This window comes from Ramlibacter sp., assembly GCA_019635435.1.
In the GTDB taxonomy this organism is placed as follows: Bacteria; Pseudomonadota; Gammaproteobacteria; order Burkholderiales; family Burkholderiaceae_C; genus JAHBZM01.
The window spans coordinates 1426444-1453024 of the sequence record JAHBZM010000001.1 but is presented as its reverse complement, the minus strand read 5'-3'; the positions used below and the strand labels follow the sequence as shown (position 1 = coordinate 1453024).

General features: G+C 66.6%; 30 protein-coding genes. 2 read left to right on the top strand and 28 right to left on the bottom strand.

Features of this window, described 5'->3' with window-relative positions; all coding sequences use genetic code 11:
* Positions 1–14: 14 nt before the first annotated feature.
* From KF796_06975 to KF796_06945, 7 genes are read right to left on the bottom strand one after another with little or no spacing between them, the layout of a single operon-like run.
* Positions 15–497 carry a thioesterase family protein gene (locus KF796_06975; GenBank protein ID MBX3586370.1) on the bottom strand — a complete coding sequence of 161 codons (483 nt, stop codon included), beginning with the start codon at positions 495–497 and terminating at the stop codon, positions 15–17.
* 10 nt (positions 498–507) lie between these two features.
* The gene (locus tag KF796_06970; protein ID MBX3586369.1) at positions 508–1671 is read right to left on the bottom strand and encodes an acyl-CoA dehydrogenase family protein; all 1164 of its coding nucleotides are present in this window, start codon (positions 1669–1671) and stop codon (positions 508–510) included.
* A complete protein-coding gene (locus tag KF796_06965; protein ID MBX3586368.1) occupies positions 1668–3581 on the bottom strand; it encodes a carbamoyl-phosphate synthase large subunit in 1914 nt (637 codons plus the stop codon). The genes KF796_06970 and KF796_06965 overlap by 4 nt, the downstream gene beginning before the upstream one ends.
* A complete protein-coding gene (locus tag KF796_06960) occupies positions 3578–4750 on the bottom strand; it encodes an acyl-CoA dehydrogenase family protein (GenBank protein ID MBX3586367.1) in 1173 nt (390 codons plus the stop codon). Before KF796_06960 ends, KF796_06965 begins: the two co-directional genes overlap by 4 nt.
* An 8-nt stretch (positions 4751–4758) precedes the next feature.
* The gene (locus KF796_06955; GenBank protein MBX3586366.1) at positions 4759–6423 is read right to left on the bottom strand and encodes an acyl-CoA carboxylase subunit beta; all 1665 of its coding nucleotides are present in this window, start codon (positions 6421–6423) and stop codon (positions 4759–4761) included.
* Entirely contained in the window at positions 6420–7316 is an 897-nt protein-coding gene (locus KF796_06950; GenBank protein ID MBX3586365.1) for an SDR family oxidoreductase, read from the bottom strand. Before KF796_06950 ends, KF796_06955 begins: the two co-directional genes overlap by 4 nt.
* A complete protein-coding gene (locus tag KF796_06945) occupies positions 7313–8032 on the bottom strand; it encodes a TetR family transcriptional regulator (protein ID MBX3586364.1) in 720 nt (239 codons plus the stop codon). Before KF796_06945 ends, KF796_06950 begins: the two co-directional genes overlap by 4 nt.
* A gap of 130 nt (positions 8033–8162) precedes the next feature.
* On the opposite strand from KF796_06945, the gene KF796_06940 reads away from it, so the two are divergent.
* Entirely contained in the window at positions 8163–8987 is an 825-nt protein-coding gene (locus KF796_06940) for a DUF3014 domain-containing protein (GenBank protein ID MBX3586363.1), read from the top strand.
* A 12-nt stretch (positions 8988–8999) separates the two neighbouring features.
* Here KF796_06940 and KF796_06935 read toward each other — a convergent pair whose 3' ends face one another.
* Genes KF796_06935 through KF796_06915 form a run of 5 tightly spaced genes read right to left on the bottom strand, consistent with a single transcriptional unit; the run spans position 9000 to position 13636 of the window.
* On the bottom strand, positions 9000–10223 hold the full coding sequence (locus KF796_06935; GenBank protein MBX3586362.1) for an ABC transporter substrate-binding protein: 1224 nt from the start codon (positions 10221–10223) through the stop codon (positions 9000–9002).
* A 51-nt stretch (positions 10224–10274) separates the two neighbouring features.
* Positions 10275–11255, bottom strand: a complete 981-nt coding sequence (locus tag KF796_06930) for a branched-chain amino acid ABC transporter permease (GenBank protein MBX3586361.1) — start codon at positions 11253–11255, stop codon at positions 10275–10277.
* Between the two features lie 3 nt (positions 11256–11258).
* Positions 11259–12128 carry a branched-chain amino acid ABC transporter permease gene (locus KF796_06925; protein ID MBX3586360.1) on the bottom strand — a complete coding sequence of 290 codons (870 nt, stop codon included), beginning with the start codon at positions 12126–12128 and terminating at the stop codon, positions 11259–11261.
* Between the two features lie 15 nt (positions 12129–12143).
* Positions 12144–12860: an ABC transporter ATP-binding protein gene (locus KF796_06920; protein ID MBX3586359.1), complete on the bottom strand. Its 717-nt coding sequence runs from the start codon at positions 12858–12860 to the stop codon at positions 12144–12146.
* Positions 12857–13636, bottom strand: a complete 780-nt coding sequence (locus KF796_06915) for an ABC transporter ATP-binding protein (GenBank protein ID MBX3586358.1) — start codon at positions 13634–13636, stop codon at positions 12857–12859. Before KF796_06915 ends, KF796_06920 begins: the two co-directional genes overlap by 4 nt.
* Positions 13637–13801: 165 nt before the next feature.
* Between KF796_06915 and KF796_06910 the strand changes: the two genes are divergently transcribed.
* Complete coding sequence (locus KF796_06910) at positions 13802–15019, top strand: saccharopine dehydrogenase NADP-binding domain-containing protein (GenBank protein ID MBX3586357.1); 1218 nt, start codon at positions 13802–13804, stop codon at positions 15017–15019.
* A gap of 17 nt (positions 15020–15036) precedes the next feature.
* Here the strand turns inward: KF796_06910 and KF796_06905 are convergent, their stop codons facing one another.
* From KF796_06905 to KF796_06830, 16 genes are all read right to left on the bottom strand, one after another.
* Positions 15037–15426: a hypothetical protein gene (locus KF796_06905; protein MBX3586356.1), complete on the bottom strand. Its 390-nt coding sequence runs from the start codon at positions 15424–15426 to the stop codon at positions 15037–15039.
* Entirely contained in the window at positions 15386–15763 is a 378-nt protein-coding gene (locus KF796_06900) for a hypothetical protein (protein ID MBX3586355.1), read from the bottom strand. Before KF796_06900 ends, KF796_06905 begins: the two co-directional genes overlap by 41 nt.
* Positions 15747–16202 carry a cupin domain-containing protein gene (locus KF796_06895; protein MBX3586354.1) on the bottom strand — a complete coding sequence of 152 codons (456 nt, stop codon included), beginning with the start codon at positions 16200–16202 and terminating at the stop codon, positions 15747–15749. Before KF796_06895 ends, KF796_06900 begins: the two co-directional genes overlap by 17 nt.
* Complete coding sequence (locus KF796_06890) at positions 16184–16933, bottom strand: phytanoyl-CoA dioxygenase family protein (protein ID MBX3586353.1); 750 nt, start codon at positions 16931–16933, stop codon at positions 16184–16186. The genes KF796_06895 and KF796_06890 overlap by 19 nt, the downstream gene beginning before the upstream one ends.
* Complete coding sequence (locus tag KF796_06885) at positions 16930–17280, bottom strand: DUF2200 domain-containing protein (GenBank protein MBX3586352.1); 351 nt, start codon at positions 17278–17280, stop codon at positions 16930–16932. Before KF796_06885 ends, KF796_06890 begins: the two co-directional genes overlap by 4 nt.
* Positions 17281–17688: 408 nt before the next feature.
* Positions 17689–18315 carry a hypothetical protein gene (locus KF796_06880; GenBank protein ID MBX3586351.1) on the bottom strand — a complete coding sequence of 209 codons (627 nt, stop codon included), beginning with the start codon at positions 18313–18315 and terminating at the stop codon, positions 17689–17691.
* Positions 18316–18668: 353 nt separating this feature from the next.
* The gene (locus KF796_06875; protein MBX3586350.1) at positions 18669–19124 is read right to left on the bottom strand and encodes a hypothetical protein; all 456 of its coding nucleotides are present in this window, start codon (positions 19122–19124) and stop codon (positions 18669–18671) included.
* A 297-nt stretch (positions 19125–19421) separates the two neighbouring features.
* Complete coding sequence (locus KF796_06870; protein ID MBX3586349.1) at positions 19422–20720, bottom strand: RNA polymerase sigma factor; 1299 nt, start codon at positions 20718–20720, stop codon at positions 19422–19424.
* 12 nt (positions 20721–20732) lie between these two features.
* A complete protein-coding gene (locus KF796_06865; GenBank protein ID MBX3586348.1) occupies positions 20733–21143 on the bottom strand; it encodes a VOC family protein in 411 nt (136 codons plus the stop codon).
* Between the two features lie 19 nt (positions 21144–21162).
* Positions 21163–21564: a VOC family protein gene (locus tag KF796_06860; protein MBX3586347.1), complete on the bottom strand. Its 402-nt coding sequence runs from the start codon at positions 21562–21564 to the stop codon at positions 21163–21165.
* Between the two features lie 20 nt (positions 21565–21584).
* The gene (locus tag KF796_06855) at positions 21585–22025 is read right to left on the bottom strand and encodes a YciI family protein (protein ID MBX3586346.1); all 441 of its coding nucleotides are present in this window, start codon (positions 22023–22025) and stop codon (positions 21585–21587) included.
* Between the two features lie 25 nt (positions 22026–22050).
* A complete protein-coding gene (locus KF796_06850; protein MBX3586345.1) occupies positions 22051–22473 on the bottom strand; it encodes a VOC family protein in 423 nt (140 codons plus the stop codon).
* A 13-nt stretch (positions 22474–22486) separates the two neighbouring features.
* Positions 22487–22960: a VOC family protein gene (locus KF796_06845; GenBank protein MBX3586344.1), complete on the bottom strand. Its 474-nt coding sequence runs from the start codon at positions 22958–22960 to the stop codon at positions 22487–22489.
* 96 nt (positions 22961–23056) lie between these two features.
* Positions 23057–23452 (bottom strand): dehydrogenase, encoded by a 396-nt coding sequence (locus tag KF796_06840; protein ID MBX3586343.1) that lies wholly within the window; start codon positions 23450–23452, stop codon positions 23057–23059.
* A 97-nt stretch (positions 23453–23549) separates the two neighbouring features.
* Positions 23550–24665: a hypothetical protein gene (locus KF796_06835; GenBank protein ID MBX3586342.1), complete on the bottom strand. Its 1116-nt coding sequence runs from the start codon at positions 24663–24665 to the stop codon at positions 23550–23552.
* On the bottom strand, positions 24662–26548 hold the full coding sequence (locus KF796_06830; GenBank protein ID MBX3586341.1) for a bifunctional metallophosphatase/5'-nucleotidase: 1887 nt from the start codon (positions 26546–26548) through the stop codon (positions 24662–24664). The genes KF796_06835 and KF796_06830 overlap by 4 nt, the downstream gene beginning before the upstream one ends.
* Positions 26549–26581 lie beyond the last annotated feature (33 nt).

The window sequence follows — 26581 nt, the reverse complement described above, 5'->3', positions numbered from 1 at the left end:
GGCGGCTTTTTTGTTCAGGACACGATGTAGGCGGCCGAGCCCGTGGCGACCAGTTCGCCATCAGCGGCCAGAAACTCCATGCGCGTGCTGGCCACGCGCGAGCCCAGGCGCATGACCTCGGCGCGCAGGTCAAAATGCTCGCCAATGCCCGGACGCAGGTAGTCGACCCGCAGGTCGATCGTGCCCAGCCTGGCAAAGCGCTGCAGCCGCTGCTGAGGGGTTTCGTCCATGTGGCGAGCGCCGATGGCCGCCATGATGGCCAGGCCGGCCATCGCGTCCAGGCAGGCGCTGATCACGCCGCCGTGCAACCGCTGGTGCGCATAGTGGCCAATGAGCTCGGGCTTCATGGCCAGGCGCCCGGTCACGCGCTCGGGCTTGATGCTCTTGATCCTGAGGCCCAGCACCTGGTTGAAGACGATCTTTTCCTCAAACATGGTCTTGAGGGCCGCCACGAACTCGGGCTCGAACGGGGGGGCGGCGGCAGCGGTCTTGTTCATGCGCGGATTGTCACAGCCCGAGCTGGCGCGCCGCCAGCTCCTTCATGATTTCCTCGGCGCCACCGCCGATCATCATCACCTTGACCTCGCGGTAGATGCGCTCGCTGCGCGTGCCGCGCATGAAGCCCATGGCGCCCAGCATCTGCACGGCCTGGTCGGCGCAGAACTGCATGGTCTGGGTGGCCTGGTTCTTGAGCATGCAAACCTGGGCCACCCAGTCGGCGCTTTCATCGCCGGCGTCGGCGCGCGCCGTCACGGCGTCCACCCAGGCCTGCGTGGCGCTGATGCGCATCTGCATGTCCACCAGCTTGTGGCGGATCACCTGGCGCTCGACCAGCGCCGCGCCAAAGGTCTTGCGCTGGCGCGCCCAGTCCAGCGCCTCGTCGTAGCAGGCCTGGGCAAAGCCCAGCGCCATGACCGACATGGCCAGCCGCTCGCCATTGAAGTTGGTCATGATGATGCGAAAGCCCCCGCCCTCCTCGCCCAGCAGATGGTCCGCCGGCACCCGCACGCCGTCAAAGCGCAGGTGGGCCGTGTCGGAGCACCACCAGCCCATCTTCTTCAGCTCGGTGCGGTGCAGGCCGGGCACGTCGCCCGGCACCACCAGCATCGACACGCCCGCCGAGCCTTTGCTGCCGGCCTCGCCGGTGCGCACGGCCACCGTGATCCAGTCCGCGCGCATGCCCGAGGTGATGAACACCTTCTCGCCGTCGATCACCCAGTCGCCGCCCTCGCGCCGCGCCGTGGTGCGCAGGGCCGCCACGTCCGAGCCGCCGCCGGGCTCGGTGATGGCCAGCGCGGCGATCTGCTCACCGCGCAGCACGGGCGGGATCACCCGGTGCTGCAGCGCCTGCGAGCCATGGCGCAGCACCGGCGGCAGGCCGATGTTGTGCGAGAACAGGCTGGCCATCAGGCCGCCACTGCCGCTGTAGCGCGCCAGCGCCAGCGTGAGCGCGTTGCGCAGCGCATGGGGCGCGGGCGTGCCGCCCAACGCCTCGGGGTAGCCCAGGCCCAGCAGGCCCAGTTCGGCGGCCCGGGCGTACAGCGCGCGCGGAAAGGTCTGCGCCTCGTCCCAGTCGTTGATGTGGGGGGCGATTTCCTTCTCGGCAAAGCGCCGTGCGAGCTCGTACAGCGCCGCGGCGTCCTGCGCCAGCTCGGTGGCGGCCGGCGTCATGGCGCGAGCCTCACCAGCACCTGGCCCGGCGCCACCTGCTGGCCGGGCGCCACCGCCACGGCCTCGACCACGCCGGCCCGCGTGGCCGCCAGCGAATGCTCGAGCTTCATGGACTCCACCACCACCAGCACCTCGCCCTGCGCCACCGCGGCACCGGCCTGCGCCGGAACGGCCACCACCTTGCCATTGAACGGCGCGCGCAGTTCGTTGGCCGCGGTGGCGCCGCCGGCGCCCGAGGGCGGATCGAACGACGCGTCCTCGACAAAAAAATCGGTGGCGCCGGCCTGCACATGCCAGCGCCGCGCGTCCACCCGCACCGCTGCCACGGCGCCCGCCTGCGGCATCCCGGCCGTCCAGGCCAGGTCCTGCAACTGGCCGCGATGGCGCAGGCGCACCGGCCGCGGGAACGGGCAGGCCAGCGTGCCCGGCCGGGCCCCAGGGCCTGCGTTGCAAGCCAAAATGGCCTGGAGTCCAGACGGGGCGGCCACTTTCTGCTCTTCTTTCAATAGCAATTCACGGATCGCCCCGCCCTGCTGCGCCAGAAACGGGATCAGCGCCTGGCCGGCGCGAAAGCTCTCGTGGCGCAGACAGGCCGCCAGAAAGGCGCGGTTGGTGGGCAGGCCCAGCAGCTGCAGCCGGTCCAGCGCGCCTGCCAGCTGGTCGATGGCCTCGTCGCGCGTGGCCGCATGCGCGATGAGCTTGCCCAGCATGGAGTCGTAATGCGGCGACACCTGCTGGCCCTGGGCCAGCGCATGGTCAAAGCGGATGCTCCCGGGCTCGCGAAAGTGCCGCACCGGCCCGGCGTGGGGCGTGAAGTCTTCGTCCTCGGCGCACAGCCGCACCTCGATGGCGTGGCCGCGGAACTGAACCTGCGCCTGCGTCAGCGGCAGGGGCTCGCCCCGCGCCACGCGGATCTGCCACTCGACCAGGTCCAGCCCGGTCACCATCTCGGTCACCGGGTGTTCCACCTGCAGCCGGGTGTTCATCTCCATGAGGAAGAACTCAGAACCATCCACCAGAAACTCCACCGTGCCCGCGCCCACATAACCCGCGGCCTGCGCCAGCGCCACGGCGCAGGCGCCCATCTGGTCGCGCAGCGCGGGCGTCACGGCCGGGCTGGGGGTTTCCTCGATCAGTTTCTGGTGGCGCCGCTGCACCGAGCAGTCGCGCTCGCCCAGGTGGATGCAGTGGCCGTGCGCGTCGGCAAACACCTGCACCTCCACATGGCGCGGGCTCAGCAGCGCGCGCTCCAGCAGCAGATCGCCCGAGCCAAAGGCCGACAGCGCCTCGCTGCGCGCGCTTTGCACGGCAGGCGCGAACTGCACCATGTCGGTCACCAGCCGCATGCCGCGCCCGCCGCCGCCCGCCACGGCCTTGACCATCAGCGGCAGGCCGATCTGCTGCGCCTCGGCCGCCAGCCGCGCATCGGACTGGTCGGCGCCGTGGTAGCCCGGCAGGCAGGGTACGCCCTGCGCCACTGCAATGGCCTTGGCCGCGCTCTTGCTGCCCAGCTGGCGGATGGCCTGCGGCGGCGGGCCGACCCAGGTCAGGCCCGCGTCGATCACGGCCTGGGCAAAGTCGGCGTTCTCGCTGAGGAAGCCGTAGCCCGGGTGCACGGCGTCGGCGCCGGTGGCCGCAGCCGCGGCCAGCAGCTTGTCGATGCGCAAATAGGTGTCGGCCGAGGCATTGCCGCCCAGCGCGTGGGCCAGCGTGGCCTCGCGCACATGCAGGGCCTGGGCATCGGCATCGGAATACACGGCCACGGTGCTGATGCCCATGGCGTGCGCCGTGCGGATGATGCGGCGCGCGATCTCGCCGCGGTTGGCAACCAGCAGGCGATGAAACACGCGCCGTTCGCCCTGAGCTGGTCGAAGGGCTTCGACAGGCTCAGCCTGAACGGCTTTCGTCATGCCACCGGCCTTTTTGCGATGCCCATGATCTTGGACAGGATGCCCAGCATCACTTCGTCCGCGCCGCCACCGATGGAGGCGAGCCGGCCGTCGCGGTACATGCGCGAGACCTTGTTCTCCAGCGTGAAACCCATGCCGCCCCAGAACTGCAGGCAGGTGTCGGGCACGAGGCGGTTCAGGCGGCCCGCCTTGAGCTTGGCCATGCTGGCCAGTTCCAGCACGTCCTGGCCGCCCACATAGAGCTCGCAGGCGCGGTAGGTCAGCGCACGCAGGCTCTCCACCTCGGTCTTGAGCTCGGCCAGCTTGAACTGCACCCACTGCTGGTCGGCCAGCGTGGCGCCAAACAGCTTGCGCTGCTGGGCCCAGTCGATCGTCCATTCGATGCAGTTGGTCAGGCTTTGCAGCGTGCTGGCCGCGCACCACAGCCGCTCTTCCTGGAACTGCTGCATCTGGTAGATGAAGCCCTGGCCCTCGGCGCCGATGCGGTTGCGCTGCGGCACGCGCACCTCGTCAAAGTAGATCAGCCCGGTGTCGCTGCTGTGCATGCCGATCTTGCGGATCTTCTGCGCCACCTCGATGCCCTTGCGCAGCTTGCCGTTCTCGCGCACGGGCACCATCACCAGGCTCTTGTTCTTGTGCACCGGCCCTTCGCCGGTGTTGACCAGCATGCACATCCAGTCGGCCTGCAAGCTGTTGGTGATCCACATCTTCTGGCCGCTGATGACGTAGTCGTCGCCGTCCTTGCGCGCCACGCTCTTGATGCCGGCCACGTCGCTGCCCGCGCCGGGCTCGCTCACGCCAATGCAGCCGACCATGTCGCCCGCAATGGACGGCGCGAGGAATTCGCGCTTCAGTTCCTCGCTGCCAAAGCGCGCGAGCGCGGGCGTGGCCATGTCGGTCTGCACGCCAATGGCCATGGGCACGCCGCCGCAGTCGATGAAGCCCAGCGTCTCGGCCATGAGCATGGAATACGAATAGTCCAGCCCCATGCCGCCATGTTCCTCGGGCTTGCACAGGCCCAGCAGGCCCAGCTTGCCCAGGCCCTTGAAGACTTCATGCGCGGGGAAAATCTCGGCCGCCTCCCACTCGTCCACATGCGGGTTGATGTGCTCGTCGATGTAGCGCTTGAGGGTTTTCTGGATTTCGAGGTGTTCGTGGGTGTATTGCATGTTGTCTCCTACATTCTTGCCACGCCAAACTGCATGGGCCGCAGCTGGCGGCGGTCGGCTTCGGCGCAGGTGTCCAGGCAGAAGGCCAGCACGGCGCGTGTGTCACGCGGGTCGATCACGCCGTCGTCCAGCACCAAGCCGCTGGTGTAGAACGCATCGGCCTGCGACTCGAACACGCCCACGATCTTCTCGAACTGGGCCTGCGAGGCGGCCGGGTCGGGCGCCACGCCCTTGCGGGCCAGCGCGGCCTCGGTCACGATCTGCATGGTGCGCGCGGCCTGCTCGCCGCCCATCACGGCGGTGCGGGCGCTGGGCCAGCTGAACAGGAAGCGCGGCGCGTAACCGCGGCCGCACATGCCGTAGTTGCCCGCGCCAAAACTCGCGCCGCACTGGATGGTGATCTGCGGCACCGTGGCGTTGGTCACGGCCTGGATCATCTTGCTGCCGTGCTTGATCATGCCGCCCTGCTCGCTGTCCTTGCCCACCATGTAGCCCGTGGTGTTCTGCAGGTAGATGATGGGGTGGCCCAGCTGGCACATCAGCTGGATGAAATGCGTGGCCTTGTTGGCGCCGGCCACGTCAATCGGGCCGTTGTTGGTGATGAAGCCCACCGCATGGCCTTCGATGCGGGCCTGCGCACAGACGGTGGCCGCGCCGTACAGCGGCTTGAATTCGAGCAGGTCGGAGTCGTCCACAATGCGCGCCATCACCTCGCGCATGTCCACGGGCTCGCGGTGGTGGGCCGGCATGAGGGTGAGCAACTCGTCGGCGGGGTAGCGGGGGTCTGGTGGGGTTGAGCCAGTTGAAGCCCTCGCCGGCCCTTCGACCCCTTCGACGGAGCTCAGGACAGGCAGCTCAGGGCGAACGGATTGTGAGCGCCCTACCACCTCGCGCGCAATGCCCAGCGCCTGCCGGTCGTCCTCGGCCAGGTACTCGCCCAGGCCCGACACGCCGGTGTGCATCTCGGCGCCGCCCAGTTCTTCTTCGGTGGCCACCTCGCCGGTGGCGGCCATCAGCAGCGGCGGGCCGGCAAGAAATGCGCGCGAGCGGCCCCGCACCATGATCACCACGTCGCTCAGGCCCGGCATGTAGGCGCCGCCGGCCGTGCCCGAGCCATGCTGCACCGTGATCACCGGAATGCCCGCCGCCGACAGCCGCGCCAGGTTGCGGAACAGGCTGCCACCGTGGACAAAGCCCTCGACCCGGTACTTCATGAGGTTGGCGCCCGCGCTTTCCACCAGGTGCACAAAGGGCAGCTTGTTCTGCAGCGCGATCTCCTGCACCCGCAGGATCTTCTCCAGGCCCATGGCCTGGATGGCCCCGGCCTCGATGCCCGAGTCGCTGGCCACCACCATGCAGCGCACACCGCTGATGAAGCCCATGCCCGCCACAATGCCCCCGCCAGGCACCGACGCGGCCGGGTCCCGGGTGTCCTGCATGAAGCCCGCGAGCGAGCACAGGGGCACATAGGGCGACCCGGCATCCAGCACCAAGGCCACGCGCTCGCGCGGCAACAGCTGGCCGCGCTTTTCAAAGACCGGCTTGGAGCGGGCCGAGGCCTGCGCGGCCCGGTCTTCCAGCGCGCGCAGCTGCTCAATGCGCGCCAGCATGGCGGCGCGGCGCTGGCGCGCCGGTCCGCCCTGGGCGTTCCAGCTGGAGGCCAGCACGCTCATGACTGGAACACCTTGGGCACGGCGTGGCGGTGAAAGCCGTTGAAGGGCGCAATGGCGTCGCGCGCCTGCACCTCGGGCGCGGCCACCGCCTCGCCCCAGCCCGGGCGCACCTGGGGCCGCGCGCCGTCCACGCGCAGCACAGTGCCGCTGATGAAGCTGGCCGCCGGGCTGAGCAAAAACACAATGGCGGCCGCCGTTTCAGACTCGGTGCCAAAGCGGCCCAGCGGCACGGTCTGGCGCATCTTGCGCAGCATGGGCGCGGCCTCGGGCGGGTAGTGGTCCATTCCGCTGGAGGCGATGTAGCCCGGCGCCACCGCGTTCACGCGCACACCGCTCCTGCCCCACTCGGCCGCGGCCGTTTCGGTGAAGCTCACCATGCCCGCGCGCGCCGCGCCGCTGTGGCCCATGCCCGGCATCGAGCCCCAGATGTCGGCCACGATGTTGACGATGCCGCCGCCGTGCTCCTGCATGGACTGCAGGTAGCACTCGCGCGCCATCAGAAAGCCGCCGGTCAGGTTGGTGGCCACCACGGCGTCCCAGCCCTTGGCGCTGATGTTCTCCAGCGGTGTGATGTACTGGCCGCCGGCATTGTTCACCAGCGCGTCGATGCGGCCGTGCGCCATGACGATGGCCGCCACCGTGGACCTGACGGCCTCCTCGTTGCGGATGTCGCAGGCATGAAAGCTCACGTGGCCCACATGGCCCTGCGCATCGGCCGCGATCTCGCCGGCCACGACCTGCAGCTTTTCCAGGTTGCGGCCGATCAGCACCACATGGGCGCCCAGGGCCGCCAGCTCATGGGCCGTGCAGCGGCCAATGCCGGAGCCCCCGCCCGTGACCACCACCACCTTGCCGGCCAGCAGGCCGGGCTTGAACACCGATTGGTAACTCATGAAACATCCCGTATGAAAAGGGCCAGCGCGGCCGCGGCCAGCTGGTCCAGCGTGGCGCCCTTGCGGCGGTCAAACCACTGCACCGACCAGTTGAGCGCGCCAAAGATCAGCAGGCGCGCGAGCTTGACGTCGGCCTTGAGCGCGCCCTGCGCATGCAGCGCCTCAAGCACCGGCACCCAGGCGGCTTCGTACTCGCCCTGCAGGGTGGCCAGCGTGGCGCGCTGGCGCGCCGTGATGGAGCGCCACTCGTACAGCATCACCGGAATGAAGTCGCTGCCCGGCCCCAGCAGCACGTCGAAGTGATTGCGGATCAAAACGGCCAGGAGTCCACGCGGGTCGGCCACTGCCTGCTCTGGTTTTGATAGCAGGCCGGTGGCCGCCAGGGCCTGGGCCTGGCGCTCGATGGCGGTGCGCATGCCCTCTTCCATGACCGCGAACAGCAGCGCGCCCTTGCTCTTGAAGTGGTAGAACGGCGAGCCGCTTTGCATGCCCACGGCCGCGGCGATGTCGCGCGTGCTGGTGGCGTCAAAGCCCTTGCGCCGGAACAGGCGCGCGGCGCCCGTGATCAGGGCCAGGCGGCGGTTGCCGTCGTCGCGCTCGTGCAGGGCCTTGCGCGGGCGGCCGCGCGGGCGCTTGGCCGCCAGCGTTTCTGGCGCCGCCGCCGCGCGGGCGCGGCGCGGTGCGGGGGAGGCGTCGCGTGCAACAGGTCTGTCCATGGGGGCAGAAGGTAGCAAATATTTTTATTTTCAGCAAGCAGTTGCTTGGTAAAAATAAAATCGGGCCGACCCGCCCGAAGGCAGGGGCATCCCTCACACGCTGCGGGCCCATGCGTGTTAAATTTTCCCGATGAACACCCGGCTGCGCATCCTGCTCGCGGCCGCTGTCACGGTGGCCGTGCTGGGCGCTGCGTGGCTGTGGTGGAGCCAATCACGGCCCACCCCGCCCGCCGAGCCTGTGCCGGTGGCCGTGCCGGTGGCACCTCCTCCCACTCCCATGGCCAGCGCGGCACCCGCGCCCGAGCCACCGCCCGTCGAGGTGCCCGCGCCTGCGGCGCCGCTGGCGGCCAGCGACATCGACAAGGCCCTGACCGAGCTGATCGGCCGCAAGGGCGTGCTGTCGTTCCTGCAGCTCGACGGCTTTGCCCGGCGCTTTGTGGCCACGGTGGACAACCTGGGCCGGGCCCAGGCGCCGGCGGCGGTGTGGCCGGTCACGCCCATGGCGGGCCGGTTCACGGTGGTGGAGCACGACACGGGCCCCGTGATCTCGCCCGACAACGGCCAGCGCTACACGGCCTTTGTGCTGCTGGCCGAGTCGGTGGACACCGCGCGCGCCGTGGACCTGTACCTGCGCATGTACCCGCTGCTGCAGCAGGCCTACGTGGACCTGGGCTACCCCAGGCAGCAGTTCAACGACCGGCTCATGGCCGTGACCCGCCTGCTGCTGGCCACGCCCGACGCGGCGCAGCCCCAGAAGCTGGTGCTGACCGAAGTGAAGGGTCCGATTGAGTCGTTGCGCCCCTGGGTGCGCTATCAGTTTGCCGACCCGGCACTGGAGTCGCTGGCGGCGGGGCAGAAGATTCTGCTGCGCGTGGGCCCGGTGAACGAGCGGCGCCTGAAAGCACGCCTGGCCGCGTTCCGTGCGGAACTGGCCAGGCGGCTGGAGAAACGCTAAGCCGCTTGCGGCTTACTTGCCGATCACGTCGCCAAACAGCACCCACTGCTTGCCGTCGAACTTGGCCAGCTGGGCCTGTTCCACGGGCGAGAAGTCATTGGGGCCGGTGTTCATGGTGATGCCGGGCAGCAGCATGGAGAACTTGGCGTTCTTCAGGTTGGCAGCCTGGCGCATCACGTTTTCACGCGTGAGGTCGTTGCCGCACTGCTTGAGCACCTGCACCATGGTCTGGGCGGCCAGGTAACCATAGATGTTGCTGGCGTCCGCCACATTGCCTTCCAGGTAGTAGCGGGCCATGAAGGCGCGCCACTCGAGCATGGCCGGATCATCCTTCCACTGTGGGTCGTTCGCGTCCTTGTAGTACTGCACCGTGACCAGGCCCACCGACTTGTCCAGGCCGGCCGGCGTCAGCACCGAGCCCACCGAGGCGCCCACGTTGTTGACCAGGTGCAGCGGGCGCCAGCCGGAGTCATAGACCTTGCGGATGGCCTGCGCGGCAAACTTGGGTGTGGCGATGTTGATAAACGTGTCAGCGCCCGAGGCCTTGAGCGTGAGGATTTGCGAATCCACCGTGGGGTCGGCGACCTCGTAGGTGGCTTCGGCCACGATCATCTTGGCGTTGGCGCCCGTGAGCACATGCTTCACGCCGGCCAGCACGTCCTTGCCGTAGTCGTCGTTCTGGTAAAGGATGGCGATCTTGGCGTTGGGCTTGTTCTTGAGCAGGTAGCGCGCGTAGATCTCGCCCTCGGTCTGGTAGCTCAGGTTGAAGCCCATGGTCCAGGGGTAGTTCTTGGGGTCGCTCCACTTGGTGGCGCCGGTGGCCAGGAACAGGTGCGGCACCTTCTTGGCGTTGACGTATTTGTGGATGGCCGAGTTGCTGGGCGTGCCCAGCGTCTGGAACAGCGCCAGCACTTCTTCCTGCTCGACCAGCTTGCGCACCTGCTCCACCGCCTTGGGCGGGCTGTAGCCATCGTCCACCGAGATCAGGTTGATCTTGCGACCATTGATGCCGCCTTCATCGTTGATCTTCTTGAAGTAGGCCTGCTCCACCTTGCCGATGGTGCCGTATGACGAGGCCGGGCCGCTGTAGGGCATGGTCTGGCCGAGCTTGATTTCCTTGGCCGACGCGCCAGGGCCGTATTTGGCCTGGGCCAGGGCCTGGCTGCCAAGCAGCGAGCATGCCAGCGCCAGCGATGCCCCCACCCATAGCCGGGGCCGGAATTTGACGAGTTTCATCTTGCTTCCTTTCGAGTCTTCCTGATTGCACAACGCGGGCCGATTGCCACGCTACCTCTTGAAACGCTTGCGCAGCACACGCAGGGCGCCAGCGACGCCCGAGGGCATCACATACATGAAACCGATGAGGAACACACCGTAGATGGCCCACGGCGCGGCCTTTGAAATCTGGTCCGCCACATTGGGGATGAACTGGATGAACACCGCGCCAAACAACGCGCCCGAGATCGAGGCCAGGCCGCCAATCACCACGCCCACCACCAGCGTGATCGACAGGAAAATGCTGAACGAGTCAGGCGCCACAAACTGGATGGCAATGGCGCCCAGCGCGCCCGCCACGCCGGTGTAGCCGGCCGACACGCCAAACGTGAGCGACTTGTACATGGCGGTGTTGACGCCCATGGCCTGGGCCGCGATGGGCTGGTCGCGGATGGCCACCAGCGCCCGGCCCACCCGCCCGCGCAGCAGGTTCCAGGCGGCAAAGAACAGCAGCAGCACCCAGCCCAGCGTGAAGAAGTAAAGCCACTGGTCTTGCGAGAGCGGCAGCCACGCGGGCGCGTCGGGCTTGGTGATGACCACGCCCATGGCGCCGCCCGTCCAGTGCTCCAGCGACTTGTGCTTGAGGATCTGCGGCATGGCCACGCCCAGCGCAAAGGTGGCCAGCGCGAGGTACAGCCCCTCCAGCCGCAGCGCCGGCAGGCCGAACAGGAAGCCCGCCACCAGGCAGACCACGCCGGCGATCGGGATGGTGGCCCAGTAAGGCACGCCAAACTTGTCCATGAGCACGGCGGCGGTGTAGGCGCCAATGGCGTAGAACGCGCCGTGGCCCAATGAGATCTGGCCGTTGTAGCCCGTGAGCATGTTCAGGCCCAGCAGCGCAATGGCGTAGGCCAGCGCCAGCGTGAGCTGGAACACGCGGTAGTTGCCCAGCACAAAGGGCAGCGCGCAGGCGGCCACCAGCAGGATGACCAGGCCAATGATCTGGCCCCGGCTCAGGGCCGGCTGGCGTGCGGAAGCGGAAGGAGTGTTCATGCTTCAGACCCTCGCCACATGGACTTTGCCGAACAGCCCTGATGGCCGCACCACCAGCACCCCGATGATGATGACCAGCGCCACGGTGAGCTTGAGCTCGGTGCCCAGGTACACGCCCACCACGTTCTCCAGCACGCCCACGATGAAGCCGCCCAGCACCGCGCCACCAGGGCTGTCGATGCCGCCCAGCAGCGCGCCCGCAAACGCATACAGCAGGATGCCGCCCATCATGTTGGGCTCCAGGAAGACCACGGGCGCCACCATCATCCCGGCCACCGCGCCGATGGCCGAGGCCAGGCCCCAGCCCAGCGCCAGCATCCAGCCCACGCGCACGCCCACCAGCCGGCTGGACACCGGGTTCTGCGCGGCCGCGCGCATGGCCAGGCCCAGCGGCGTGTAGCGGAAAAAGCCGAACACCAGCCCCAGCACCACCAGCGTCACCGCGGTGGAGCCCAGCTCGTGCGATGACACATACGAGTTGCCGAACAGCGGCTGCGACGGGAACGGGCTGGGGAACGGCTTGATGGTGTACGAGTAGATCCACCCCGCCACGCTGTTGAAGATCACCAGCAGGCCGATGAACACGATCACCACCGACAGGATGGGCGCGTTCTCCACCGGCTGGATCACCACGCGCTCCAGCACCACGCCGCCCACAAAGGCAATGAACACCGTGAGGAAGAAGGCGCCCCAGTACGGCATGCCGGCCTGGATCAGCGTCCAGGCCAGGTAGGTGGCGAACATGGCGATCTCGCCCTGCGCAAAGTTCACCAGGTGGGTGGCCTGGTAGATCATGACCAGGGCCAGCGCCACGCTGGCATAGATGCCCCCGGTGGCCAGGCCAGAGAGGACTTGATGAATCAGTAGTTCCATGTGCGCTTCTTGTGGTCAATAGCCGAGGTACGAGCGACGTACCGATTCGTCGTTGCGGATGGATTCAGCGGTGCCCGAGATCACCACCCGGCCGGTCTCGAGCAGGTAGGCGTGATCGGCCAGCCGCAGCGCCAGCGAGGCGTTCTGCTCCACCAGCAGCATGCTGATGCCGTCTTTCTGGTTGATGGTGCGGAAGATCTCGAACAGCTCCTGCACGATCAGCGGCGCCAGCCCGAACGAGGGTTCGTCCAGCAGCAGCAGGCGCGGCTTGAGCATGAGCGCGCGCGACACCGCCAGCATCTGCTGCTCGCCGCCCGACAGCGTGCCGGCCTGCTGGCGGCGCCGCTCCTTGAGCTTGGGAAAGTAGCCGTACATGCGCTCGAAGTCGTTCTGCACCTCGGCCTTGTCCTTGCGGGTGTAGGCGCCGATGCGCAGGTTTTCCTCGACCGTGAAGTTCAGGAAAGTGCCCCGGCCGTCGGGCACATGGGCCACGCCCAGGCGCACGATGCTCTCAGTGGGCTTGCCATCGATGCGCTCGCCGGCCAGCAGGATTTCGCCCTGGGTCTTGACCATGCCGCAGACCGCGCGCAGCGTGGTGGTCTTGCCCGCGCCGTTGGCGCCCAGGATGGTGGTGATGCCGCCCTTGCGCAGCTCGAAGTCCAGGCCATGCAGCACACGGGTGGGCCCGTATTGGGCGTGCAGCCCGCGCACCTGCAACAACATGTCGCTCATTCTTCGACCCCCAGATAAGCCCGGATCACATCGGGGTTGGCCTGCACCTCGGCGGGCGTGCCGTCGGCGATCTTGCGGCCGAAGTCCAGCGCGATCACCTGGTCCGAGACACGCATCACCAGGTTCATGTGGTGCTCCACCAGCAGGATGGTGAGCTTGAGTTCGTCGCGGATGCGGCGCAGCAGCAGCAGCAGGCCCTCCACCTCTTCATGGTTCAGGCCGCCCGCGGGCTCGTCCAGCAGCAGCAGCTTGGGCTGGCTCACCAGCGCGCGCGCCAGCTCCACGCGCTTGGCCGTGCCAAAGGGCAGGTCGGCCACCGGGGTTTCAGCCACCTCGCGCAGGTCGAGCAGATCGATCACCTGGTCGGCATGGGTGCCCAGGCGCAATTCCTCGCGCTGCACATGCGGCAGGCGCAGCGCGTTGGACAGAAAGCCGCTGGCCGTGCGGCTGTGCCCGCCCAGCATCACGTTGTGCCGCACGCTCATGGTGCGGAACAGCGCCAGGTTCTGGAAGGTGCGGCCAATGCCGCGCTGCGCAATGCCGTGCGGCGGCGTGTCGGTGAGCGGCGTGCCCTCAAACAGGATGCTGCCCTCGCTGAACGTGTAAAGCCGCGACAGGCAGTTGAACAGCGTGGTCTTGCCCGCGCCGTTGGGGCCGATCAGCCCGGCAATGGTGCCGGGCGCGACGCTGAACGATATGCCGTCCAGCGCCGTGATGCCGCCGAAGCGGACGGTGACCCCGGAAACTTCGAGCAGGGCGTTGGATGGAGGTGGCATGAAAAGTGGAACGTTCGTATGAGTGGATCGACCGTTCGTTTATCCCTTGGACCTATTCCATTAACTAGGGTGAAAACCCGAGAAAATGGAAATTGGTGTTCTGCACTGCGGGACTCTGTGCCAGCAGCGACACCTCACTGCCGATGATTCATGCGACCATGGCGCATGCCCCAACAGCTTGACCTCATCGTCTTTGGCGCCACCGGCTTCACCGGCCGGCTGGTCGCGCAGTACCTTCACACCACCTATGGTGCCGATGGCCCCGTGCGCTGGGCCATGGCGGGCCGCAACCAGAGCAAGCTCGCGCAGGTGCGCGACGAACTGGGCATCAGCCCCGCCCTGCCCTTGCTGGTGGCCGATGCCACTGACACGGCGGCATTGACGGCGCTGGTGGCGAAGACGCGCGCCGTCATCACCACCGTGGGCCCGTACCAGCTGCATGGCAATGAACTGGTGAAAGCCTGCGCGCAGGCCGGCACCGACTATGTGGACCTGTGCGGCGAACCAGTGTGGATGGCGCAGCAGATCCCCCTGCTGCAGGGGCCGGCCGCGGCCAGTGGCGCGCGCATTGTTTTTTCCTGCGGGTTTGATTCCATTCCGTTCGACCTGGGCGTGGTGTTTCTTCAGCACCAGGCCCAGCAGCGCCTGGGCGAGCCGCTGGTGCGTGTCCATGGCCGCGTCAAGGTCATGAAGGGCGGCCTGTCGGGCGGCACTGCGGCCAGCCTCATGGCCACGCTGGCCGCGATTGGCGACGACGCGGCGCTGGCGCGCACCATGGCCAACCCCTTTGCCCTCACGCCCGGCTTCACCGGCCCGCCCCAGCCCGATGACAACCGCGCCGAACACGACGACTGGGCCGGCGGCTGGACCGGCCCGTTTGTGATGGCCGCCATCAACACCAAGAACGTGCACCGCACCCACGCGCTGCGCGGCCACCCCTGGGGCAAGGACTTTGTGTACAGCGAGCGCATGTTCACCGGCGACGGCCTGCTGGGCCAGAAGAAGGCCCGGGCGCTGGCGCGCGCCACCTGGGTGCAGAACAAGCTGCTGGGCTTGGGCCCGGCCCGCGCGCTCATCCAGCGCTTTGCACTGCCGCAACCGGGCCAGGGCCCCAGCGCCTCACAGCGCGAACGGGGCCGCTACGAAGTGCTGTTTGTGGGCGAGACCGCCAGCGGCCAGCGCCTGAGCGCCACCGTGAAGGGCGACCGCGACCCGGGCTATGGCTCCACCTGCAAGCTCATCAGCGAAAGCGCGCTGTGCCTGGTCAACGACGTGAACCGCCGCATGACGCCCGGCGGCGTGTGGACGCCCGGCGCCGCCATGGGCCTGGCGCTGGTGGAGCGGCTGCAGCAGCGCGCGGGGCTGACGTTTGAGGTGAACTGAAGGCGCGGGCCGACGTGTCAGTCGTCAGCCCTGGAGTTCAATGATCCGCTCGCGATGCCGAGAGCAAAAGAGATGCCCGCCCAGATGAGCAGCGCGATGCCAAAGTTCTTGATGAGTATCAGCGGCGCGACCAGGCTGGTCATCCAATGGCTCAGGGGAATGAAGGGCTCTGCAAAGCTGCCGGGCGGACACACGGCCTGCATGTCGAACGAAGGCGGCTTGCAGCCCGCCATGGCAATGACCTTGCCCGCCGTGATGCTCGACAGAAACGGCAAGCCAAACAACAGGCAGAAGGCGATCAGCGATCCGGTTGACAACCAGAACAGCCATTTGAGGATGCTTGGGGATTCATTCATGACGATTCGACTATAGCCCCCACGAGAAGCGACCCGCGAACGACTGGCCATTGATGCGCAGGACGCCCGCATCGCCTCTGACCGTGAGGGAGAAGTCCGCTGGCAGCGCGGCATCGCCCGGGTTGCTGAACCGCAGCAGCACCGTCTTGTGCCGGGTGTCGAACGACTCCACCTTGAGGTGCCGCAAGGGGATTGAGACGGCCCGCGCGCTGCCCGGTGCCGCGAAGCTCAGGCCGGCAATGGCTGGCCGGCTGTCGTCGCCCACCACGATGTCCAGTAGATAGCCCCGCGCCTCGAACGACACGGCGCTGGTGGCCTGCGCGTCCATGCCCGCTCCCAGCGCGAGCACCACGGCAAAGCAAGCCCACAGATCACGGATAAGGCGCACCGTCTTTCCTGGTAAAGAGGCCATCGACACTGGAACTCATCATGTCGATATCTGAACAGGTGATGAGGTCCGTGGGACTTCTTGAGCCGACCTCCAGATAGACGGCCAGCGACGCTGACCGGTTCTGCAGATGGTGCCCGTTGCCCGAGCCCTTGGGAAAGCAGGCGCAGTCCCCCGGGCGGAGCAGCGTTTCAGCATTGTCTTCAACCAGCGTCAGCTCGCCTTCCAGCAGGTAGACGAACTCATCTTCTTCGCTGTGCCAGTGGCGCTGGCTGGACCATCCGCCAGGAGGCAAGGTCATCAGGTTGACGCCAAAGTCCGTGAGGCCACCCGCGTCACCAAGGCGGCGGCGGGTTCGCTCCGCGCACGGTTCGTGGAAGGGGGCGGGGTAGCCCACACCCTTGCGAACGGGGATCTTGCTCAGGTCGACTTTTGGCATGGCATTGAGGCTCCATGAACCGGAGCGGCGCCGCGCTCCAGCGGAAAATGAGACGGATCGAATCTCTCGGATGTGTCCATCCGGATGCCGCGAAGGCTGGCGGTTTCGCAGTGCGCCGCGTAGCACGACTCGGCAGAATAGCTGATCAGGACGGAGCGGCGGCGTGCGCCTGTGGTGTTCAGGCTGGCCGCGTGCACCAGGTCGGCATCAAACACCAGAATGTCACCGGCGCAGCCTGAGAGTTGCACCGAGTGGGACTCGTCATCCACATCCAACGGCGGCGCACCCGGCGCAGGGCGATGGCTGCCGGCGACCACGCGGGTCGCGCCGTTGCCGGGGCCATAGTCGTCGAAATAGGCCATGGCTCTGACCGAATCGCCGGGCCGCTGGATCGACAGGTCGCGGTGCAGGCCCTGGTGGCCGCCACCCATCAGGGGCTCGCGCCCCTCCACCTGCGAGAGGAAGAACCGCTCGCCAATCAGTTCACCGGCCGCCGCCAGCAAGGCCGGCAGGCGGCACACCGCCTGCACTTTGGGGTCAAGGTCCAGCAACGAATGGCGCCAGCCCGCTCCGCGCGGCACCGGCCATTGGTCCGCCGGCTTCACGCCCGCATCGAACGCGGCGCGAAGGGCGTCCAGCCATTCGGCGGGGATCGCCTGGCGCAAAAGGGCGTAGCCGTTTTTGTGGAGTGGCACGGCGGGATTTGACGTGCTGCTTGAAGTGAAGCTCATTGCCGGAGAATTTTCTCCATCGCCTTGCCCTTGGCAAGTTCGTCGATGAGTTTGTCGAGTTGCCGAATCTTCTTCATCAGCGGCTCCTCGACTTCTTCCACACGCACGCCGCAAACCACGCCCTTGATGAGCGAACTGTTGGGGTGCATGGCGGGCGCCTGGGCAAAGAAGGCGTCAAAGTCAGTCTTCCGTTCGATCTGACGCTGCAGACCCGCCTGGTCATAGCCGGTGAGCCAGCAGATGATGCGGTCAACCTCTGCCTGCGTGCGGCCCTTGCGCTCGGCCTTTTTCACATACAACGGGTAGACCGTAGCGAATGGCATGGTGAAGATGCGGTGAGCGGTCATTTCAGTTTCTCGTTAGAAGGAAGCCCCCCGCGGTGCTTAGCGCTGGCAGCACCAACAGCCATGGCGATCCAGTAAGCAGGGATGGCTACGAGTGGATACGCAAGACTCCATACCGTAGTGTCTGTAGTGGCCACACAGACCTTTGTAAGCCCAGAACAGATCGCATGCGAAATGCCGATGCCCACGCAAAGGCCAATACCGAATAGCACACCGGCAAGCGCAAATCCGACAACGTCTGCAGCGCCTGCCCCGCTCGAACTTCCCTTCCCCAACGTCCACGCTATGGCCAAGCCCAAAAAGACTGCCAGCAATGCGAAAAGTGTGATTGAAGTCATTTTCAACTTGCCTCAGCTTATGAACTTTTCCACACCCATGCCACTCCATGTGAGTTGCGGATTAACGTCTAGTTCATCGGCTGCCGGAGGCGGTCCGCTGCAACGTGCAGTTAGATGACTCTGCCGCCAGATCATCCAGGATCTGCTGTATCTTTTCAGGGTGTCTTGGTCGCCGCGGAACCGTGATGGGTCGCTTGTTCTCTTGGAATAGCGATACCACGGTAGCCAGTGCGAAAAACACGGCCAGAATCATCGTGAATGGCGCAAGTACGGCCGCTAGCAGACAGCCGCTTGCTACTTCCGCCGCTTGGCTGTGAATCTGCTCCCGATCTCTTGCACTCAGCCCGTATAGGTCGGAATCAAGGCCGAGCACATCCACAAAGAACAATTCGCTTTGCCCCCGGCCCGGAAGCGGTTGATCCGGCTTGTTGCTGTACTTTCCGAAAGCTCTCAATCTTCCAAAGTGATCCAACAGATCCTGCTCGGCGTCCCACCCTCTCGAATGGAAAGTGAAGAGTATCTGCTTTTGTAGGAGCTTTTCATCGCCAAAACCTCCAAAGGCGAAGCGTTCGACCAGCGTCTTCTTCTTGGTGAATCCGATCTTGTAGAAGACGCCCTGAGGCGCCACCAACTTTGCGTAGTAGACGTAGCCCGCAGGATCCCGCGGTCGCTTGAAAGCGCGTACAAGTTTCTTGAACATGAACTCGAAAGCTCCGAGCTATTGCGCCCCGAAATCTAACTCAATGTAGCCGAGCGCCTCTCTTGGCATTCCCAAGATAGACGATGAAACAAACTGGGACCGTGGGCATGATCGATGCATCGCCATACAGCGCCATCCCACCCGAGTCATCATCGGAACCGTATTGGTCGGACACAACAGAGTGCTCATGATGTACACCAAACCTGCCTCCGGTCTTACCCCGCCAACGCGGCTACTTCATCCGCTGCGGGAGCCTGCGCTTGAAGAACCACAGCTTGCGAGGTGTCATCCAGCGTATGGATTCCGCAAAACGGCATGCAGAGTGCCCGGAATGATCGCAGCATTAAGTGGCATTATTCGACCCGCTTCACTCTTTCCCATTCGCGCTTGAGAATAGTCTGCGAGAGCGGAACGAAGTCCCTCATAATTTTTGCGCCCTTGACTGCATTCTTTTCTTTAAGAGATCGAAGGCTTGCCATCAATTCAGCAAGCATTTCATTCAAACGCTGGTGGTCTTGCTCGTTCGGATTGAGCATTAGACGAATTTTTGAGACAACCAGCGCAAAGCGCTCCATCTTTTCATCAAACTCAGATTGCTTTCGCTCAGACCAATCCGCGACGTGAATGAACCCGCTAATTGCCATGCACTCAGCAAGAAGGTCGCGCAACGTATTGATCCATGCTTGCCGATTGGCGGAAAGCACCGCCACTCGACTCTGACGCTGTGCGGCCCACAGAGAAACTAACGGCCCCAAGACGACAGCGAAGAGTGCGGTGACTGCTGAAAGGATTGCTAGTGTTTCCACCATGTCTTGCGCATCCTAACGGAATGCTGGCGAATACCAATCCTGAAATCCCCAAGCTAGATGGGCGTACAAATTGGACGAAAGAGCACTCAGCAATACAGTGCAAGACAATCCCATCCCGCGTGCAATCATCGCCTGCCCGCAATTTGAATTCCTTGGCTACCCGAACTCGACAAAGAGACCACAAATAAGACCCCGGCCATGCGCCCGCAAGGAGAATTCAAGTCAAATATGCCTGGAGTCCATACCTGGCGGCCTCAGTGCGCTACGAAACTTGTAGCAACTAGCCCACTCAGCGACTCAACCCGCAGCCCCGCCATTCGCCATCTCCCCCGCCCGTGCCAGCAGCAGTTCCCTCTCGCGCGCATTGCCGGCCAGCGCGGCGGCGCGTTCAAACTCCTGCCTTGCCTCGTCATGGCGGCCCAGCTTGGCCAGCAGGTCGCCGCGCACGCTGGGCAGCCACTGGTAGTTCTTGAGTGCCTTTTCGCCGGCCAGCGCATCCAGGATCTCCAGCCCCGCCGCCGGGCCAAAGGCCATGCCCACGGCCACGGCACGGTTCAGTTCCACCACGGGTGACGGCGCCACCTGGGCCAGCGCTTCGTATTGCGCGGCAATGCGCGGCCAATCGGTCTCTTCGCCGGTGCGGGCCCGGGCGTGGCAGGCGGCAATGGCGGCTTGCAATGCATAGGGGCCCAGCGGCTGGGCCAGCGCGCGGGCCAGTTCGTCGGCGCGCGCCAGCGCGGCCAGGCCGCGGCGGATGAGCAGGGCGTCCCAGCGGCTGCGGTCCTGGGCCATGAGCAGCACGGGCCGGCCCTGCGCGTCCAGCCGCGCGGGCGTGCGCGAGGCCTGCAGCTCCATCAGTGCCAGCAGGCCATGCACTTCGGCGGCGTCGGGCGCCAGCTCGGCCAGCATGCGGCCCAGGCGGATGGCTTCGTCGGCCAGCGTGGGGCGCATCCAGTCGTCGCCCGCGGTGGCGGTGTAGCCCTCGTTGAAGATGAGGTAGACCACCTCCAGCACCGAGGCCAGGCGCTCGCCCAGCACGCTGCCGCGCGGCAGCTCAAAGGGCACGCGTGCCTCGGTCAGGGTGCGCTTGGCGCGCACGATGCGCTGCGCCATGGTGGCCTCGGGCACGAGGTAGGCGCGGGCAATCTCGTGCGTGGTCAGCCCGCCCAGCAGCTTGAGCGTGAGGGCCACGCGCGCCTCGGTGGACAGCACGGGGTGGCAGGCGGTGAAGATCAGGCGCAACAGGTCGTCGCCCACCTCGTCGGCGCGCGCGGCGTCCAGGCCGTCCACAAAGTCGGGCACCACCAGGGCCTCTTGCGCCTCCAGGTCGGCGCCGATCTGCTCGAGTTTTTCGTCCAGCACCTTGTTGCGGCGCAGGCGGTCCAGCGCGCGGTGTTTGGCGGTGGTCATGAGCCAGGCGCCGGGTTTGTCGGGGATGCCTTCAAGCGGCCAGTGCTCCAGCGCGGCCACCAACGCGTCCTGCGCCAGGTCTTCGGCCAGGCCCACGTCGCGCACCATGCGCGCAACGCTGGCCACAATCTTGGGGGACTCGATGCGCCATACAGCCGCGATCGCCTGGTGGGTAGCGGAATGCATCAGCCGCTGCGCTTACATCTGCGGCGGCGTGGCGGCCGGATCCATGTAGACCAGTTCCCAGCCGTGCCCGTCCAGGTCGGTGAAGCTGTGCGCGTACATGAAGCCGTGGTCCTGCGGCGGGTTGGGCGTGGTGCCGCCGGCGGCCACGGCCTTCTTGACCAGGTCGTCCACCTCGGCGCGGCTTTCGCACGACAGGCAGACCAGCACCTCGGTGGACTTCGTGGCGTCGGCCACGGGCTTCTTGGTGAAGGTCTGGAAGAACGGCTCGATGAGCAGCATCACAAAGATGTTGTCGGCCACCACCATGCAGGCGCCCTGCTCGTTGGTGAATTGCGGGTTGAAGCTGAAGCCCAGGCTTTTGAAGAAGGCCTGGCTGCTGGCCATGTTCTTGATGGGCAGGTTGACAAAGATCTGGCGTGACATGAGAACTCCTTGGGTCGGTTCAGGCCTGCCCCGGGGTTGCGGGCTGGACCAGGTTGATGAGGTTGCCGCACGTGTCTTCAAACACCACGGCGGTGATCGGGCCCATGGCCTGCGGCTCGCCGCGAAAGACCACGCCCCTGGCCTTGAGCTTTTTCACCTCGGCTTGGATGTCGGTGGTGATCACGGCGGTGGCGGGAATGCCGGCCTCGAACAAGGCCTTCTGGTAGACCTGCGCGGGAGGAAAGGCCATGGGCTCCAGCACCAGTTCCACGCCGTCAATGCCGTCGGGCGATGTCACGGTCAACCAGCGGTAGCTGCCCATGGGGATATCGGCGCATTTCTGAAAGCCCAGAACGCCGGTGTAGAAGGCCAGTGCCTTGTCCTGGTCAGCCACCATGAGGCTGATGAATTTGATCTGCATGTTGAGTGCTCCTTTTTTTTTCAGGCAGAGGCCGGTTGCGTCCGGCCGGGTGTGTTGATGTCGCGAAAGCGCTGCACCTGCTCGTTGGGCGTGAAGTCGTCCAGTTCATAAAGCTGGCGGACCTCGATCACCGCGGGCAGGCCCTCGCCCGCCGGGTTGGGGAACCGGCGCGACCACTCCATGGCTTCCTCGCGGCTGCGCACCTGGATGGTGGTGTAGCCGGCGATCAGTTCCTTGCTCTCGGCAAACGGGCCGTCTACCACGGTGCGCTTCTGCCCGTCGTAGTGGATGCGCCAGCCCTTGCGGCTGGGCTGCAGGCCGCTGGCGTCCAGCAGCACGCCAGCCCTGGCCAGTTGCTCATGGAAATCGGCCATGGCTGCCATGAGGGCTTCATCCGGGGTTTGCGGCGTGGTCTCGGCCTCGAACTCGGGGCACGACTTGACGATGATCATGAAACGCATGGGGGGCTCCTGAAGGCGTTGCGTGTCAGCGGGCACCGCCACCCGCCAGGGGCAAGGGCTGCAGCATGCTCACGCGGTTGCGCTCGGTGTCGTAGAAGGAAACATAGTGGCCCACGCCGGGGATCACCACGGGCTCGCCGAGCACCTCGCCGCCCGCGGCGGCCACGCGGGCCATGGCGGCCTGCACGTCGTCCACCCCGATCACCACCGACGGGTGCTGCGCGGGCCAGTCCGGGTTGCGCGGGTAAAAGCCGCCGTTGATCACGCCGCGCACCGCGGTGTGCTCCACGGGCGGCGCCTCGGCCTGGGTGGCGGTGGTGGCGAGCACATAGTTGCCCATGGCCTCGCCCAGGCGCTGCAGTTGCCAGCCAAACACTGATTGATAAAAGCGGACGATGCGGTCGGCGTCGTCATAGGGCATTTCAAAGTGCACAACGGGGTTCATCATGGTGGCGCTCCGGTTACCGGCCATCAAAGGCACGTTGCAGGGCCGCGGTGTCCAGCTTCTTCATGCCCATCATCGCGGCCATGGCGCGCTGGCGGCCCGCGGCGTCGGGGTGCTGCAGCATGTCGAGCATGGCCTTGGGCACGATCTGCCACGACACGCCAAATTTGTCCTTGACCCAACCGCACTGCTCATGCTCGGGGTAGGCCGACAGGTGGTGCCAGTAGTGGTCCACCTCGGCCTGGTCGGCACACTCCACCACAAACGAGATCGCGGGCGAAAAGCTGAAGTGCGGGCCGCCATTGAGCGCGGTGTAGCCGCGGCCGTCGAGCTCAAAGGCCACGGTCAGCACCGTGCCCTCGGGCACGGGCATGCCGGGGCCGTAGTGGGTCAGCGCGGTAATGCGCGAGCGGGGAAAGACCGAGACATAAAAGTCCGCAGCCTCCTTGGCCTGGCGATCAAACCACAGGCAGGGGGTGGTGGTGGGCATGGTGCGTCACTCCTTGTGAAAGGCAACCGGAATGGGCCTTTGCCACCACGACGAACCGCAGGCCGCGGTTTCGACACATCAAGCTAGGTAAAAACCCTAGGCTGCTGCGGACGCGGGGGCGGCGAGCGGCCGCACACCGTCGTCGTAGCAGGGCGCAAAGCCGCGCACCTCCACGGTGGCCCACTGGGCCGCCGGGCATTCGCTGGCAATGGCCACGGCCTCTTCAAAGGTCTTGCAGGTGAGCAGGAAGTAGCCGCCGATCATTTCCTTGGCCTCGGCAAACGGGCCGTCGAGCACCTGGGCCTTGCCGCCGCGCACCGTGACGCGGGCGGCCTGGTTTTCAGAAGCCAGCGACTGCGTGGCCTTGAGCAGGCCGCGCGACTGGAGGCTGGCGGCAAAGTCGGTCATCTGCTGGTAGGCGGCCCGGCCCTCGGCTTCGGTGCGGGCACGGCGCTGGCCCACGGGTTCGGCAATCAGCAGCATGTAGCTCATGGCAGTTCAATCCACAAAAAAGTCGGGGATGAACCGGGTCGTGCCCGGCGCGAACGCATATTCTTCCAGCAATTGGCCGCCAATGGGCAGCCGGCGCCTATCGGCGGCCCATGATTTGTAACGCCTGCACCAGCGCAAGCTCGTAGATGGCATCCGCGCCAGCGCTGGCCGCGGCACCGGCCCCCACCCCTGCCGCGGGGGCGGCGAACAGGTCGGCGCCAAACGCCCCGGCCAGCCGCGAGGCCGGCACCAGTTGCCCGCCCCCGGGGCCTGCCACCGCCACGCCCGCCACACGGCCCGCTGCGTCATACAAAGGCCCGCCCAGGGGTTGCCGCGCGGGCACCGCCACGCCCAGGGCGCGCGTGCCATCGTCCTGCGCGGCGCCCAGAAAGCCGGGGCGCAAAAGCGGCCAGGCCGGCGCCCCGCCCCGATGCGCGGTGTAGCCCGCCAGGTAGCCCGGTGCGCCAGGAAACATGTCGCGCGGCACGCCCACGGCACGGGCATCGGGCAGGGGGTGAGCGAGTTCCAGCAACACCAGCCGGTGCGCCGCCTGCCCCACCACGCGCGCGGCGCGCATCTGGCCGAGCCCGTTGCGCACCCAGCCCCGGGCCTGCGCGCCCAGCACCTGCGCCGGAGCGAGCGCAAAGCGCCCACCCCGCACCAGGGTGGCCGTGCCCAGCACCGCGGCCTGCTCGCTGCCAGGCAGGCGCTGCGCAAAAGGCGCCAGGCGAAGGGGCGGCTGCAGCAAGGCCGCGCCCACCACCGGGGCATCGCTGGCCAGCAGCGCGCGGGTGTCGCGCACCAGGCGCTGCCCGCGCGCACCCGCCTGCAGGCGCGCCAGCAGCCGTTGGGCCGCGTCGCGCTGCCCACCCAGGTGAAGCAGCCAGGCATAGAGCAAGGTGCCGCCCACTTCGTCCTGATGCACGCCGGCCGTGTGGGCCGCGAACGCGAGTGCCTTGCGGTACTGCCCCTGCTGCATGCAGGTGCGCAGCAGGAGGATTTCAGTGTCCGCCTCGTGCGCGAGGTTGCCCGCCAGTTCCAGCGCGTGCTCGGCCGCGCCGGTGTCCAGGCGCTGCAGGGCCGCCTCGGCCTGGCGTAACAGGGCGCGGCGCTCGTGCTGCCGCGCGGCGCCGGGCAGGGGGCCGGTGTGGGCCCCGGCCGTCAGGCAAACGGCGGCCCCACCCAGGGCCGCCACGACATGGCGCCGCTTCAAGAGTTGACGTTCGCGCCCGTGGGGCAAGTGGTGCCGCCGGTGCGGTTGATGCGCGGCGTGCCGGCATCGGCCGGGTTGGCATTGGGCGCATAAGCCGCCTTGGGGACCTTGAAGCCGGCCATGTAGGCGGTCAGGGCGTCAATGTCCTGGGCGCCCCCCAGCCGGTTGGTGCCGCGCACGAGGGTGGAATAACCGTCACCGCCATCGGCCATGAAATTGTTGACCGTGACACGGTAGACCTTGGTGGGGTTCTGCACCACGCCCAGCGCATCGACCAGCGTCTCGGTCACCGCGCCGGTGCGCAGGGTTACGTTGCTGATGCGCGCGCCACACGCCTTGGCGCCATCCCACGTGTACTTGAAGCCGCCGGACGGGATGGCCACGCGCGTGGCGGTGGCGGATTGCCCCAGGCAGCCGGCAAACTGCTCTTCCAGGAAGTCCCTGATGTCCCTGGTGGTCAGTGACAGCGTCACCAGGCTGTTGCCAAACGGCTGCACGGTGAACGCTTCTCCGTAGGTGACGTTGCCATCGCCTTCACCGGCGGCGCTGGAGGCAAAGTTGAAGCCCGGGCTGCGCACGCCGCCGCCGTTCATGAAGGCCACCACGGCGCCGCCAAAGTCGGCTGCCTGCGTTGCCGCGAGCTGCGAATCGGCAATCAGGTCCCCGGCGGGCATGTTGCAGGCCTTGTCCACACGACTGTTGGGCAGGTCGGCGGTGATGGCGCCGATCACGGCATTGGCCAGCGGCGAGACCAGGTTCTTGTAGGCCGTGACCAGCGCGCTGACCGTGGGGTTGGCGGGCACCGAGGCATCGTTGCGCGTGACCAGGATGTTGGTCGCGGTGGCGGCGGTGATGTCACGGGTGGCGGGGTTGATGGTCAGGTCGATGTCGGTCAGCACACGGCCAAAGGCGCTGGAGCTGGTGACCGGAATGTTGCGCCCCTTGCTGTTGGGCAGCTTGCAGTTGTAGGCCGCGTGGGTGTGGCCACTCACCACGAAGTCCACGGCATCGTCAAGCCTGGCCACGATGCTGGCGATGTCGGAGCCCGCGAGCTGGCCTTCGCAGCCGTTGATGTCCGACAGCGTGCCGGTCTGGAAGCCGCCCTGGTGGACCAGGACGCCAATGGCCTCAATGCCCTGGCCGCGCAGTTCGGCAATCAGGCCATTCACCGTATCGGCCTCGTCCTTGAAGGTGAGGCCGGCCACGCCGGTCGGGGTCACGATGGTGGGCGTGGCCTTGAGCGTCATGCCGATGAAGGCCACCTTCACGCCCTTGAATTCCTTGATGCCGTAGGCCGGCAGCAGCGTCTTGCCGGTGGCGGTCTGGACCACGTTGGCCGACAGCCACTTGAATTTGGCGCCCTCGAAGGGCACCGGCGTGCCGACCGCGGCCCCCTTGCAGCTGTTGGGGTCCTGCACGCCGCCGGTGGTTTTGCAGCCCCCGTTCTGCAGGCGCAACAACTCGGCCGAGCCCTTGTCAAACTCATGGTTGCCGACCGCGTTGAACTCCAGGCCAATGCGGTTGACGGTCTCGACCGCGGGCTCGTCCTGGAACAGGGAAGAAATCAGCGGGCTGGCGCCAATGAAGTCACCGGCGCCCACCACCACGTTGTTGGGGTTCTGGCTTTTCAGCCGGGCCACGTGCGCGGCAATGAACTCGGCGCCGCCCACGGGCGGGCGGTCGGCGGCCGGCACGGCCGTGCTGGTGCCGAAGGTTCCGGGCGACTCAAGGTTGCCGTGGTAGTCGTTGAAGCCAATCACCTTGACGGTGAAGGGCGCTTCGACCACCGGCGCGGGGGCCGGTGAGCCGGAACCTCCACAGGCGGTCAATGAGGCGGAGGCAACTGCAGCCAGCGCGGCGCAGCGGGCAAGGCGGATTTTCATCGTATCCCCGGAAAAGTTTCGGTTCAACGGAGA